Here is a 14,281-nt window from a genome sequence, read left to right on the forward strand (position 1 = left end):
TTCAATACTGAGATTATATCAGCTTAGCGATAAGAAAGGATTGTTTAATAGAAATGATAAATAATAAAGCCATGCTAAAGCACACTTTTAAAAAATGTGTTCAGATGGCTTTATTATCAAGATGGATTAAAACTCCATCAGCTCCGCTTCTTTCTGAGCTAATGCTTCATCCACTTTTTTGATGAAGTTATCAGTCAGCTTTTGGATGTCATCCTGTGAACGGCGCTCGTCATCTTCACTGATTTCTTTGTCTTTCAGTAAAGCTTTAACTTTATCGTTCGCGTCACGGCGGACGTTACGAATTGCGATACGACCTTGCTCAGCATCACCACGAACCACTTTGATTAAGTCTTTACGACGCTCTTCCGTTAATGGAGGAAGTGGAACGCGGATAACAGTACCTGCTGAAGATGGGTTCAGACCTAAGTCAGACGCCATGATCGCTTTTTCAATTGCAGGTGACATGCTACGGTCAAAAACAGAAATTGCTAATGTACGTGAATCTTCAACAGTCACGTTAGCTAATTGACGCAGAGGCGTTGCTGAACCGTAATATTCAACAGAGATGCCGTCTAACAGGCTTGGAGAAGCGCGGCCAGTACGAACTTTGCTGATTTGACTTTTTAGTGCTTCAAGGCTCTTTTCCATACGGTCTTGAGCATCTTTTTGGATTTCGTTAATCACGTTATCAACCCTTAAGAACTTGTTATTAAAGGCCGCAAAGCAGCCTCGCTTAAATTGTCTGAATTTATGTTAGATAATACATTCAAACTCAGGTCATGTCTCTGAGTATTAATTGTGAGAAATCAGAGTTCCTTCGTTTTCACCCATCACAACACGGCGTAATGCACCTGGCTTATTCATGTTGAAAACACGAATTGGCAGGTTGTGATCGCGTGCTAGCGTAAATGCAGCTAAATCCATAACTTTCAATTCACGCTCAAGAACTTCTTGATAATTCAGGTTTTCATACAGAACGGCATCAGGATCTTTGGCAGGATCTGACGAGTAAACGCCATCAACTTTTGTGGCTTTCAGTACAACATCAGCTTCAATTTCAATACCGCGTAAGCAAGCTGCTGAGTCCGTTGTGAAGAATGGATTTCCTGTTCCCGCAGAGAAGATAACCACACGGCCGTGACGCAGTAAGCTGATAGCTTCAGCCCAGCTGTAGTTGTCACACACACCATTGAGTGGAATTGCAGACATCAGTCTTGCGTTTACGTATGCACGGTGCAGCGCATCACGCATTGCCAGACCATTCATCACGGTTGCCAGCATACCCATATGGTCACCAACAACGCGGTTCATGCCTGCTTGTGCCAGACCGGCACCACGGAACAAGTTACCACCACCAATAACCACACCGACCTGTATACCCAGTTCTATAAGTTCTTTGATTTCCTGAGCCATACGATCTAAAACGCTAGCATCGATACCAAAACCTTCTGCACCTTGTAGAGCCTCGCCACTTAGTTTAAGCAGAATACGCTGATAAACGGGTTTTGCATTGGTTGCCATGAGTTGTGTCCTAACAGGTCATTATTGGAGTCATACATATAGAATCTCGCTCTATATGCCGAAAAATGTATTTGATACAGAATGCTGCACAAAAATAGTTCAAGTTGCAGGAAGTTGAGTCGCTACACCAAAGGAGGCGAATGCATGCAGCTTGAAATATGCAGTGTATTAAAGAAAGGCCGCCAATCGGCGGCCCTTTTCGTTGATTACTTGCTCATTGCAGCAACTTCTGCTGCGAAGTCAGTTTCAACTTTCTCGATACCTTCACCAACTTCAAAGCGGATGAAGTTAGTTACGTTAGCACCTTTTTCTTTCAGTAAGTCACCAACAGATTTGCTTGGATCCATTACGAAAGGCTGGCCAGTCAGAGAGATTTCGCCAGTGAATTTGTTCATGCGACCGATAACCATTTTTTCAGCGATTTCGCGTGGTTTACCAGATTGCATAGCGATGTCTAACTGAATTTGGTGCTCGTGAGCAACAACGTCAGCTGGAACGTTTTCTGGAGTCACATATTCTGGCTTGCTTGCAGCAATGTGCATAGCGATGTGTTTCAGCAGTTCTTCATCTGCGCCTTCGCCAGCAACCAGAACACCGATACGAGCGCCGTGCAGGTAGCTACCTACTTGTGCGCCTTCCAGAATAGCAACGCGACGGATATTGATGTTTTCACCAATTTTCGCAACTAAAGCTGTACGAGCTTCTTCGAATTTTGCTTTCAGAGCGTCGATGTCAGCGTTTTTATCAGCAACAACAGAAGCTAAAACTTCTTTACCGAATGCTAAGAAACCAGCATCTTTAGCAACGAAGTCAGTTTCGCAGTTCAGTTCGATCAGCGCACCAGTTTTACCGTCGTTGAAAACTTCAGTCAGGATAACGCCTTCAGCAGCAACACGGCCTGCTTTTTTAGCTGCTTTCGCTTGACCTGATTTACGCATGTTGTCGATTGCTAATTCGATGTCGCCGTTAGCTTCAACTAATGCTTTTTTACATTCCATCATACCTGCGCCAGTACGTTCGCGCAGTTCTTTTACCAATGCAGCGGTAATTCCAGACATGTGATTTATTCCTCGATATGCCTCACGGGACTTTCCCACAAGGATAATTCTGATTCACAGAGACAAAAGGGGCCTAAGTAGGCCCCTTCTAACCAATATATAGCAATACCTGGTTAATAAGGGCTTTTGCCTTATTATTCAGCTTCTACTAAGCTTTCTTCTGCTTGAACAGCCAGATCTTGTGAACGACCTTCACGAACGGTGTTTGCAACAGCGCCCAGATACAGTTTGATTGCACGGATTGCATCGTCGTTACCAGGGATAACGAAGTCGATACCGTCTGGATCAGAGTTAGTATCAACGATAGCGAATACTGGGATACCCAGGTTGTTAGCTTCTTTGATAGCAATGTGTTCGTGGTCTGCATCGATAACGAACAGAGCGTCTGGTAAACCGCCCATATCTTTGATACCGCCTAAGCTGTTTTCTAACTTACCAAGTTCACGAGTACGCATCAGCGCTTCTTTCTTGGTCAGTTTGTCGAAAGTACCGTCTTGTGACTGAACTTCCAGATCTTTCAGACGTTTGATTGACTGACGAACAGTTTTCCAGTTAGTCAGCATCCCACCTAACCAACGGTGGTTTACGAAATATTGATCACAGCTTCCAGCAGCTTCTTGAACGGCTTCGCTTGCAGCACGTTTAGTACCAACAAACAGAATCTTGCCTTTACGAGAAGCAATTTTAGTCAACTCAGCCAGAGCTTCGTTGAACATTGGAACAGTCTTTTCCAAGTTGATGATATGAACTTTGTTACGAGCGCCGAAAATGAAAGGTTTCATTTTAGGGTTCCAGTAACGAGTCTGGTGACCAAAGTGAACGCCCGCTTGTAACATATCGCGCATGGAAACAGTTGCCATTTTATACCTCTGTATATAAGTAATTGGGGTTATGCCTCCACGAATCCCATGCTACCGACTCTATAGCTGCGTCTAAACGCATAAGAGCACCCCGGCGCACGTGCCGATTCGTGTGTGTTATTACACAATTGAGTTTTAATTTACGCACATCCAATCGATGCCTTTAAGATTCACTCACTAATCCAAATTAGATTAAAAAATGAGATAAAGAGAAAAATATGGATTGCCGGCGCGCTTTATACCATAAAATGCAGTTGTAATCCAATAATTGTTGTTTTTTTCGCTGATAAAAAGTAAGTGTACTATTCAAATATCAATGAATTTTGCCCATCACAAAAGAGCCTCCGTGCAAATATGGAGCAACAACAAAGCGATAGCGAAAAATGGTCAAGACAAAAAATTCACCATCAAAAATCGACTGGCATCTTTGACAATTTGTGCTCTAGAAAGCTCAATTTGAACAAACCACGCCTAAGGCTTGGCTTACCCTGTGCTCCATTATCTGTTTTTAATCGAATTGTGGGCATCTAAACATATCGCCTACTAGTTGGCAGAAAATGCGGTGACTGTTACCATACTCAGCATCAACGGTAAAAATGTCGCAACAATTGCCCATTTCCAAACCCTTTTTTTAACATGTCGCAAATTCCTTGCTGACATATATGGACTGAACTCATGGCTATTATTATCAAAACTGAAGAAGATATTCAGAAAATGCGTGTTGCTGGTCGCCTAGCAGCTGAAGTGTTAGAAATGATCGCACCGCATGTTGTGCCGGGAGTCAGTACAGGTGAATTGGATCGCCTTTGCCACAAACACATTGTTGAGCAACAACAAGCGATCCCAGCCTGCCTTGACTACCATGGTTTCCCTAAGTCTGTTTGTATTTCTGTGAATGATGTTATCTGCCACGGTATTCCAAGCGACGATAAAATTCTGAAAGATGGTGATGTGGTTAACATCGACGTCACTGTCATCAAAAATGGCTTCCACGGCGATACTTCTAAAATGTTCATCGTCGGTAAACCAACTATCCAAGGTGAGCGCCTGTGCCAAGTGACTCAAGAGAGTCTGTATCTGGCAATCCGCATGGTTAAACCAGGTATCCGTTTACGCACTATCGGTAAAGCCATTCAAGAGTTTGTTGAGAAACAAGACCTGTCAGTAGTTCGCGAATATTGCGGTCACGGCATCGGTGAAGGTTTCCACGAGGAGCCACAAGTGCTGCATTATGATGCAGATGACAGCGGCGTTGTGCTGCAAAAAGGCATGACCTTCACTATCGAACCAATGGTAAATACCGGTGATTTCCGTATTCGTACCATGAAAGACGGCTGGACAGTCAAAACTAAAGACCGTGGTTGGTCTGCACAGTACGAGCACACCTTAGCGGTGACTGACAACGGCTGTGAAATTTTAACTCTGCGTAAAGAAGAAGAGCCATTTATTTCTGCGGTTCTGATCAACGAATAATCGTATTTCAAGCTCCTCCTTGGGGGAGCTTAGTTTTTCTGTTCATCCCCCCTAAAAAAACGTAAGCTGATCATAATTTCTGTATGGCTCTCAACACGGACAGATGATGATGACGGCACCTTCAAACAGCTATTTATCTCCCACTCAATTCCAGCCTTCCGATCTTGAACTCTCAACGCTTCGGCAACACGTTGATCAATTTGATGCTTGGTTAGAATCTGCATTTCACCAAGGGCAAAATGTCGTGGATTTACTCCGCGCCCGCAGTGACTATCTTGATGCCTTACTCACCAAGCTTTGGCAGAGTTACCATTTTGACCAATGTTCAGAGATGTCGTTGATTGCCGTCGGAGGCTATGGTCGTCATGAGCTACACCCGCTATCAGACATTGACATTTTAATTCTCAGCCAGCAACCGCTTCCTGAAGAGATTGCCACTAAAGTCGGTCAGTTCATTACCTTACTGTGGGATTTGCGTTTTGATATCGGGCACAGTGTTCGCTCATTGGAAGAGTGCATTCAAGCAGGAAAACAAGACTTAACCACGGCGACCAATCTGATTGAATCGCGCTTAATATGTGGTGACATCGCCCTATTCTTAAGCTTACAGAAAACTATTTTTAGTGATGACTTTTGGCCATCCGCGACCTTTTTTGCCGCGAAACTAACCGAACAACAAGAACGCCATCAGCGTTATCACAGCACTAGCTACAACTTAGAGCCAGATATTAAAAGCAGCCCCGGCGGATTACGGGATATTCATACCTTACTGTGGGTAGGCCGCCGTCATTTTGGTGCGACAACCGTCGATGAAATGGTTGGCTTTGGTTTCCTCACCGAAGAAGAACGCCAAGAGCTTAAAGAGTGTTTATCATTTTTATGGAAAATCCGCTTTGCCTTGCATTTAGTGGTCAAGCGCTATGACAACCGTCTACTGTTTGACCGTCAATTTAGTGTTGCACAATCATTAGGTTACACCGGCGAACGGAACCAACCTGTCGAGCGCATGATGAAAGATTTCTATCGCGTCACTCGCCGAGTCAGGGAATTAAATCAAATGCTGCTGCAACTGTTTGATGAAGCTATCTTGGCATTAAATCCTAATGAAAAACCGCGCCCTATTGATGAATATTTTCAACTGCGTGGCAACTTAATCGATGTGATTGACGAAATGCTGTTTATTAAGCAGCCAGACGCTATTTTGAAAATGTTTTATCAAATGGCTCGCAACCCCAATATTGAAGGGATCTACTCCACCACATTACGTCAATTACGCTTTGCACGGCGCGATCTGAAAGTCCCCTTATGCGAAATTCCTGAAGCTCGCCGCATGTTTGTCAAAATTTTGCGCCATCCAAGAGCTATCAAAGGGGCTTTTGTCCCGATGCACTTACACAGTGTTCTCAGCGCCTATACGCCATTTTGGAGCAATATTGTCGGGCAAATGCAGTTCGACCTGTTCCACGCCTATACCGTAGATGAACATACCATTCGCGTTCTGCAAAAAATCGACAGTTTCACTCAGGAAGAGAACCGCCGAGAGCACCCGCTATGTGTCAGTGTTTATCCTAAGATTTTACAGCCAGAGCTGTTACGCTTAGCGGCGATGTTTCATGATATTGCCAAAGGGCGCTCAGGGGATCACTCCGATCTCGGTGCTGAATTTGTCTATGAATTTGCTCTTCAACATGATTTTACAACCAAAGATGCCGAGCTTGTCGCATGGCTGGTGAAAAATCACTTATTGATGTCCGTGACCGCCCAGCGCCGAGATATTCAAGACCCGGATGTGATCAAACAGTTTGCCGGGGAAGTTAAATCGACAGCGCGCTTGAATTACCTGATGTGCCTAACCGTTGCCGATATTTGTGCCACCAACAGCACGTTATGGAATAGCTGGAAGCAAAGTTTGATCCGTGAGCTTTATCTTTCTACCGAACATCAACTCAACCAAGGCATGCAAAGCACGCCCGATCTTCGTGAACGCATTCGTCATCATCGTTACCAAGCGCTATCGCTACTTCGACAATCGCACATCGATGAAGAGCAGCTCAACACTCTGTGGTCACGCTGCCATGCGGATTATTTCTTGCGCCACACGCCGACTCAACTGGCTTGGCACGCCAATCACCTGCTCAAACATGATTTAACCCAGCCTTTGGTGTTAATCAGTACTCAACCGAAACATGGCGGAACAGAAATTTTTATCTGGTGCCACGACAAAGCGCATTTATTTGCAGCCGTTGCCAGTGAGCTGGATAGACGCAACCTCAGCATTCATAGCGCTCAAATTTTTACTAATAAAGATAATATGGCGATGGATACTTTCGTGGTACTCGAACCTAATGGCTCGCCACTTTCGAAAGATAGATATGAACACATTCGTAAGGCGCTGTTACTGGCAGTTCAACAACCTGAAATTCCATTACCAAAACCGCGAACTCTCCCTGCGAAGCTACGTCATTTCAGCGTACCAACCAAAGTGAATTTTCTACACTCCAATAATGACCGTCGTACCTATATGGAGTTATTCGCGCTTGACCAACCCGGATTGCTCGCCAAAGTGGGGCACATTTTCGCTCAAATGGAGATTTCTTTATATGGCGCCCGCATCACGACTATTGGCGAAAAAGTGGAAGACTTTTTTGTATTGGCAGATAGAGAACACAAAGCGTTAGATAAAAATATGCAACAAGAGTTATCAGAAAGGTTGACAGAAGCCCTTAAATCGAAGGATAAAATATAGTGCCAGTCTAATTTATGGCATGTTACCTGACTGAGAATCATTGAAGGAGAAACAGCATTAATGCAACAATTACAAACAATTATTGAGCAAGCATTCGAAGATCGCGCATCCATTACCCCGAATACTGTCACGCCAACAGTCAAACAAGCCGTGATGGAAACCATCGCTTTATTAGATAGCGGTAAACTGCGTGTTGCAGAAAAAATTGCGGGTGTTTGGGTCACTCACCAGTGGCTGAAAAAAGCAGTTTTATTATCTTTCCGTATTCATGATAACCAAGTCATCGAAGGCGCTGAAAGCCGCTATTTTGATAAAGTTCCAATGAAATTTGCAGATTACGACAAAGCTCGCTTTGAACGTGAAGGCTTCCGTGTTGTTCCACCAGCAGCCGTACGCCAAGGGGCTTATATCGCCAAAAACAGTGTATTGATGCCATCTTACGTCAACATCGGTGCGTATGTTGATGAAGGAACAATGGTTGATACATGGGCAACAGTCGGTTCTTGTGCCCAAATTGGTAAAAACGTTCACCTTTCTGGTGGCGTCGGCATCGGTGGTGTTCTGGAGCCATTACAAGCAAACCCAACAATTATCGAAGATAACTGCTTTATCGGCGCACGTTCTGAAGTGGTTGAAGGCGTGATTGTTGAAGAAGGTTCCGTGATTTCTATGGGCGTTTATCTGGGTCAAAGCACCAAGATCTATGACCGTGAAACGGGTGAAATCTTCTATGGTCGCGTACCTGCGGGCTCCGTTGTTGTTTCTGGCAACTTACCGTCCAAAGATGGTAGCTACAGCCTGTACTGCGCCGTGATCGTGAAAAAAGTCGATGAAAAAACCCGCGGTAAAGTCGGTATCAATGAGTTATTAAGAAGTATTGATGAGTAAGTATAGATCAGTGACTTACTTGTAAGTTACCGAATCAATTACTAATCAAATTCTAAACTCTCTCACCTCCCCTTATAGTTTAAGGGTTGTAAGGTGTAAAACGCGAAGCTACCCCGAAGCGCATGTCCATCAGCGAATCGGGTAGCCGAGTGTCCCATTGAGTCATTGCTCCGCTGATCTATTGATTCACAATGGAAAATCCTGCACCTCAAGCATAAATCTCTCGTTAAGTCAGCAGAAGCCTCTGGGTTATAGATAGATAACGCAAATAATAAAGCAGATTCTATTACAAACAGAGGTTGGTCAAACTGGATTAATCGCGCATAATATGACCGAGAATTTACAGCCCTTGGTCAATTAGCTGCTATTATTAGATGGTTGTTTTGTAACTCATCATTTTATAAGCAATTAGGGCTCAGTAAATGGTTATAAAAAGAGACTGCCTTGTTTATAGCCCTTATTTATAACCCTAAAAGTCATCGACACAGTCCCTTACGATTAAGCGAGCTAACATGTACGATAATTTGAAAAGTTTAGGTATCAGCAATCCGCAAGATATCGACCGCTATTCCCTGCGCCAAGAAGCTAATAACGATATTTTAAAAATTTACTTTCGCAAAGATAAAGGCGAGTTTTTCGCTAAAAGCGTGAAATTTAAGTACCCACGCCAGCGTAAAACTGTTGCAGCAACTGATGGCAGCAACAACTTCAAAGAAATTAACGAAATCAATACTAACTTACGTTATGTGATTGAAGAACTAGACCAAATTTGTCAAAACGACCAAACAGATGTTGATTTAAAACACAAAATTTTGGATGACCTGCGTCATTTAGAACACGTTGTGTCCAATAAAATCGCAGAAATTGAAGCGGATCTCGAGAAACTTACTCGTAAATAGTCCAATTCCTCACTGCACTGTAAGCCGACCTGTTTACAGTGCAGATGCATAAGGCTCGCGATTTACAGCAAATCCGCCCAAGATTGTAACCACACTTTGGCGAACTCTTCCGGCTCTTCCACTTCAGTGGCATCAATAAACAACACATCGCCAATACGGCTGCCAGATTGCTCAGCTAATAACTCATCAAACTGTTTACCCGCTCCGCAGAAGTTCTCATAGCTGCTATCACCTAAGGCAATCACGCCATATTTCAATTCAGGTTGATAGCCGACAACATCTTTAATTTCATAAAAAAGAGGCGCAATGGTATCGGGAATATCACCTTGTCCGGTAGTGGAAGAGATCACCAGAGCAACGCCTTCCCCCGCATTATAGACTTGCCAATCCGCTAGCGTTGGCTCCTCAAACACTGCCACTTCATGACCTTGCTGTTCGAAGATCTCTTGCGCCACTTCCGCAACCGCTAATGCGTTGCCATACACTGTTCCGACAAAAATTCCGATTTTGGACACTACGTCCTCCTTATAAAAGTCTATCAAACAGGATAATCAATCACATTAATATCGAGCTTTGAGACAGTATCACCCCATCCAAATTGTTCAACTAATGATAGCCATTGTGCATCCCATGCCGCGACTAACGATATTTTTTCTTCTGTTATAGGGTGAATAAATATTAGCTGGCTAGCGTGCAGCATCAAGCGAGAGACTGAAAAATGCTCACTCACACCGCGGTTTTGACGTAAATCTCCATGTTTACTATCCCCAATAATGGGATGACGTAAATGGGACATATGACGTCTTAATTGGTGTTTGCGTCCAGTTTCAGGCTTAAGCTCAACAAGGCTAAAACGCGCTGTATCATAACGCCCAATTGCCACTGAACACTCGACTGTCGCCAAGGGTTTATAATGGGTGACACACTCTTGTAACCGAGGCTCTTTAGTGGCGTGTTTATCCGCAATTTTGTCGAGTTCCTCAAGTAACGGATAATCTAATCTATCCCCTTCTGTAACGTAGCCCCGCACAATCGCATGGTACACTTTTTCCATGGTATGCTGCTCAAACTGCTCGGCGAGTGACCTTGCTACTTCACTGGATAATGCAAACAACAACACACCCGATGTTGGTCTATCAAGACGGTGGATTGGGAACACATGCTGCCCAATTTGGTCACGCAGTGTTTGCATCACAAACACCGTCTCTTTGCTGTCGAGCCAACTGCGATGCACCAACATGCCTGCTGGTTTATTAACAGCAACCACATACTCATCTTGGTAGATAATATCCAGCATCCGTTATTCGCCCATCACAGTGAATTGAAAGTAGCTATCTAACTCACGCAAATGATCGAGGAATGCAATAAAGCGCCCTTCTTCATCGTCTTTGTAGATCTCTTCAAAATACGGTGCGATAGCAAAATTGCTCGGCAACATGGCACCTTGATCAATCATTGCTGTCAGTCGAGGGATTAAAATCCACTGAAGCCATTGGGCGGCTTCCATCGTATCGATGGCAAAAGGTTCCACACTCTCAAACGCGTCTGGACTTGGAGGAACTTCTTCCCATAAGGATTTGGCTCTCATCTCTATTTCAAGATGACTGAGTTTCTCAAGGATGCGCTGCTCAATATTCATACTAAAACCTATTCAAAGATAATAATTCAAAATATACCGTATTTTTGGACACAGTGTTGTCGCAAACATGGGGATGAGACAAGCAAAAAGCAATCATGCGTCTCCAAATTATGTATCTACGTCCATTTATTCACATTGACTAAAACAATTAATAATTGTTTATCATTTGTTGTATATTCTGCCTTTATTATTGAATGTTTTTATGCACAGTTTGCTTTTTTCATTATTAACATAAAGATGGTTTATCTATGGGACTATTAAAACAGTGGCGCCAACAAAACAAGACATGGAAATCTTTCACTAACAAATATGTACAGCTAAAAAGAAAGCTCCGCATTGCTAAGTTGCCTTCACAACAATATCAGCAATATCAATCGATGTGCGATACATACCAAAGCGCCCTGCTATCAGCGACCATCGATGGCGTACCTCAATTTATTGAGCGACCGATTAACAAATACCTGCATAAAACGTGGAGTGGTAAACAGAAATTATCCACTGCAAGCTATACGTTAGATTTAATTGAAAAAACCTTTACGCCTGAAGCTATCACCGCCATGTTTTCGGATAAACGAGACGGCTTAACGGTCGCGAATATTGAGCTAAAATCCGGTGATTTTGCCCAATTAAAAATGATCTATTCTCAATATCCACGTGAAGGGGATCTCTCCATCCATTTACTCAATGAAACGGGTGATGAAATCTATTTGATGAGCTTTTCATTTGGTGAACAAGGTCAGCTTTATGTCTGTTCCCTACAAGGGCCATCGACAGAACAGAGCGTAGAGCAAGTGAAATCCATTACGAAACAGATGCATGCAATGAGGCCTAAAAATCTTTTAATGTCTGCTATTTATGCGGTAGCTGCTTATTTCCAAATCAAATCTATTCTCGGGATTTCAAATAATAGCCATATCAAAAGCCAGCATTTAAAATCTAGCTACGATACTTTTTGGGAAGAGTGTGGCGGCGTTTTAAATGCCGAAGGTTGGTATCAATTACCACTTCAAGAGCCAATGCGTGATATCGAATCAGTGAAAAGCCAGAGACGTTCCGAATTCCGTAAGCGCGAAGCACTGAGAGAAGCCATGTCGCAAAGTATTATTGAGTCCCTCACCCAATACTCAAACTCAGCTCAGAAATAAAAAAAGTAGCCAGTTAAAACTAACTGGCTACTTATCTATCAATTGACTTGCATCCTGCAATGCGACTTCCTGCCGCCTAACATCCTGTTAGATAAAAATTTAGCAGACCAACCGCTCTGCCAGGTTATCCATTTCCTTGTTTTTTATATGTAAAAAAGCTAAACAACTACCCTGTCCAGCCCGATAAGAATGTATTAAATCCATTAAGCAAACAACCTAGTGTTCTACATTCAGATGATTCAAAAAATGATAAAAAACTTAAAATGGATAGTAACGCTATGAAATTAAAAGTTAAATAGTTCTCATTTCGATGATGTGAAAAATTATTAAGATATGGCTTAACCAAATTGTAGGCGATAACCTACAGCACCATGCCATAAATCACTTACCCCTGAGATGATATAACGGGCTTCAGTTGTTGAATAAAGCTCGCAAGATTTTCTGCAATAACTTGTCGTTGCTTGCTTCCAAACGTTTCAACAATAATTTCCCCTGTTAAATTACACATAGAAATCATTTCTAATTCAGAGTCTAACGTGGCAATAAACAGCGTTGGTGGTAACTTTAAGCGCTTTTGAGTCACTAAATGCCCAATCAAGTTTTCCTGTAAGCGAATAAAGTCCTCTTCGCTCCACACTTGCACCAAATTCAATGATAAATCACCCAACGTCGCGCTCATATCTCCTGCTAACTGAGAGGTATAAAAAGCGTGAATATCGTCCTGTAATTGGAGATCTAGCGCATTAGCGACATTATTTAAACTTTTCTCTTCTAATGGAAACGGCTTAGGCTCCCAATAAACCACATCATCACCAGTACGAACGATGCAAGGAGAAGGTACCCCATACAGCTCAGCAGACACCGGTGGAAGCCCCGTAGCTTCTTGCCACTTAGCCACATACTGGCTGGTAAAATTTTTAATTAAATCAGAGATTATTGTATTCATCGTTTTTCAATTGTGAGAAATAACATTATTAAAACCAATTCAAATTGGCAGGCTCAATATTATGGATAAGTGGTATTATGACAGAAGTTAACAAACGAATAAAATGCACTCAGTTTGCCAATGTTCAGCACTGACACGCCGAAAAGATAAGGATCACTATGTCTCACTATCAAAATAACCCCGCTCTCGATAATTTAACTCTCGGGAAAAAGACGGCTTATCATGACCAATATGATGCCGCTTTATTGCAAGCGGTGCCGCGTAGCCTTAATCGCGATCCTTTGGATATTCATGCTGATACACTGCCATTCCACGGCGCCGATATTTGGACACTGTATGAACTCTCTTGGCTAAATACCCGTGGTGTTCCTCAAGTAGCGATAGGCTCCGTCAGTGTAGATGCCACAAGTGAAAACTTGGTGGAATCAAAAAGCTTCAAGCTTTATCTCAATAGTTTCAATCAGACTCGCTTCGAAACGTGGGAAAATGTGCGAAGCGTTTTGCAAAATGACCTAAGCCGCTGTGCTAATGGCGAGGTTAAGGTTACACTTTATAAACTTGATGACTTTACTCAGCAAGCCATTCACCAATTCCAAGGTGTCTGTATTGATGAGCAAGAGATTGACATCGATAACTATGAATTTAATCGCGACTATTTGGTCGATTGCACTCAACCAGAGGTTGTCGAAGAAACCCTCGTCAGCCACCTGTTGAAATCAAATTGTTTGATAACCAACCAACCTGATTGGGGATCAGTACAAATTCATTATCGTGGTCCAAAAATTGACCGTGAAGCGTTATTACGTTACCTCGTCTCATTTCGTCATCATAATGAATTCCACGAACAGTGTGTGGAGCGCATTTTCAACGACATAACAATACTGTGCAAACCAGAGAAATTATCTGTGTATGCACGCTATACTCGCCGAGGTGGGCTTGATATCAACCCATGGCGCAGTAATGAACAATTCGAGCCTGACACGGGTCGTTTGGCACGGCAATAAGTACCTACTAAATTGAAAATCAGTGTAATTTAAGAGAATGCTATTTAAATCATTTTCAATGTAATTCACGCGTCAAGAGCCCAATTGGGCAAAGGAGTGTTA

Annotated in this window: 14 protein-coding genes; 6 read left to right on the forward strand and 8 right to left on the reverse strand. The window is 42.9% G+C overall.

What is annotated here, in order from left to right; genetic code table 11:
* Positions 1-126: 126 nt before the first annotated feature.
* From frr to rpsB, 4 genes are all read right to left on the reverse strand, one after another.
* Positions 127-684: a ribosome recycling factor gene (frr, locus tag M5X66_RS14080; RefSeq protein ID WP_036956356.1), complete on the reverse strand. Its 558-nt coding sequence runs from the start codon at positions 682-684 to the stop codon at positions 127-129.
* A 108-nt stretch (positions 685-792) separates the two neighbouring features.
* Positions 793-1,521: a UMP kinase gene (gene pyrH / locus M5X66_RS14085; RefSeq protein ID WP_006814045.1), complete on the reverse strand. Its 729-nt coding sequence runs from the start codon at positions 1,519-1,521 to the stop codon at positions 793-795.
* 206 nt (positions 1,522-1,727) lie between these two features.
* Positions 1,728-2,579: a translation elongation factor Ts gene (tsf, locus tag M5X66_RS14090; protein ID WP_036956353.1), complete on the reverse strand. Its 852-nt coding sequence runs from the start codon at positions 2,577-2,579 to the stop codon at positions 1,728-1,730.
* A 134-nt stretch (positions 2,580-2,713) separates the two neighbouring features.
* A complete protein-coding gene (gene rpsB, locus M5X66_RS14095; protein WP_036956352.1) occupies positions 2,714-3,439 on the reverse strand; it encodes a 30S ribosomal protein S2 in 726 nt (241 codons plus the stop codon).
* A 675-nt stretch (positions 3,440-4,114) separates the two neighbouring features.
* Between rpsB and map the strand changes: the two genes are divergently transcribed.
* The 4 genes from map (at position 4,115) to M5X66_RS14115 (ending at position 9,445) form a co-directional block, all read left to right on the forward strand.
* Positions 4,115-4,912, forward strand: a complete 798-nt coding sequence (map, locus tag M5X66_RS14100) for a type I methionyl aminopeptidase (protein ID WP_036956350.1) — start codon at positions 4,115-4,117, stop codon at positions 4,910-4,912.
* Between the two features lie 106 nt (positions 4,913-5,018).
* Entirely contained in the window at positions 5,019-7,658 is a 2,640-nt protein-coding gene (gene glnD, locus M5X66_RS14105; RefSeq protein WP_108478498.1) for a bifunctional uridylyltransferase/uridylyl-removing protein GlnD, read from the forward strand.
* Positions 7,659-7,718: 60 nt separating this feature from the next.
* Positions 7,719-8,546 carry a 2,3,4,5-tetrahydropyridine-2,6-dicarboxylate N-succinyltransferase gene (dapD, locus tag M5X66_RS14110; protein WP_036956346.1) on the forward strand — a complete coding sequence of 276 codons (828 nt, stop codon included), beginning with the start codon at positions 7,719-7,721 and terminating at the stop codon, positions 8,544-8,546.
* A gap of 512 nt (positions 8,547-9,058) precedes the next feature.
* Complete coding sequence (locus tag M5X66_RS14115; RefSeq protein ID WP_036956344.1) at positions 9,059-9,445, forward strand: DUF3461 family protein; 387 nt, start codon at positions 9,059-9,061, stop codon at positions 9,443-9,445.
* 62 nt (positions 9,446-9,507) lie between these two features.
* Here the strand turns inward: M5X66_RS14115 and M5X66_RS14120 are convergent, their stop codons facing one another.
* From M5X66_RS14120 to M5X66_RS14130, 3 genes are read right to left on the reverse strand one after another with little or no spacing between them, the layout of a single operon-like run.
* Positions 9,508-9,960 carry a flavodoxin gene (locus tag M5X66_RS14120; RefSeq protein ID WP_270103666.1) on the reverse strand — a complete coding sequence of 151 codons (453 nt, stop codon included), beginning with the start codon at positions 9,958-9,960 and terminating at the stop codon, positions 9,508-9,510.
* Positions 9,961-9,983: 23 nt separating this feature from the next.
* The gene (gene truC / locus M5X66_RS14125) at positions 9,984-10,742 is read right to left on the reverse strand and encodes a tRNA pseudouridine(65) synthase TruC (protein WP_036956341.1); all 759 of its coding nucleotides are present in this window, start codon (positions 10,740-10,742) and stop codon (positions 9,984-9,986) included.
* 3 nt (positions 10,743-10,745) lie between these two features.
* Positions 10,746-11,084, reverse strand: a complete 339-nt coding sequence (locus tag M5X66_RS14130; protein ID WP_036956339.1) for a YqcC family protein — start codon at positions 11,082-11,084, stop codon at positions 10,746-10,748.
* A gap of 248 nt (positions 11,085-11,332) precedes the next feature.
* On the opposite strand from M5X66_RS14130, the gene M5X66_RS14135 reads away from it, so the two are divergent.
* Positions 11,333-12,229, forward strand: coding sequence for a VirK/YbjX family protein (locus tag M5X66_RS14135; RefSeq protein WP_036956337.1), 897 nt, complete (start codon positions 11,333-11,335; stop codon positions 12,227-12,229).
* Between the two features lie 385 nt (positions 12,230-12,614).
* Here M5X66_RS14135 and syd read toward each other — a convergent pair whose 3' ends face one another.
* Positions 12,615-13,175, reverse strand: coding sequence for a SecY-interacting protein (gene syd, locus M5X66_RS14140; protein ID WP_154599808.1), 561 nt, complete (start codon positions 13,173-13,175; stop codon positions 12,615-12,617).
* A 158-nt stretch (positions 13,176-13,333) separates the two neighbouring features.
* Between syd and queF the strand changes: the two genes are divergently transcribed.
* Positions 13,334-14,179: an NADPH-dependent 7-cyano-7-deazaguanine reductase QueF gene (gene queF / locus M5X66_RS14145; protein WP_036956335.1), complete on the forward strand. Its 846-nt coding sequence runs from the start codon at positions 13,334-13,336 to the stop codon at positions 14,177-14,179.
* Positions 14,180-14,281: the final 102 nt, after the last annotated feature.

This window comes from Providencia sp. PROV188 (assembly GCF_027595165.1).
Lineage (GTDB): Bacteria > Pseudomonadota > Gammaproteobacteria > Enterobacterales > Enterobacteriaceae > Providencia > Providencia lanzhouensis.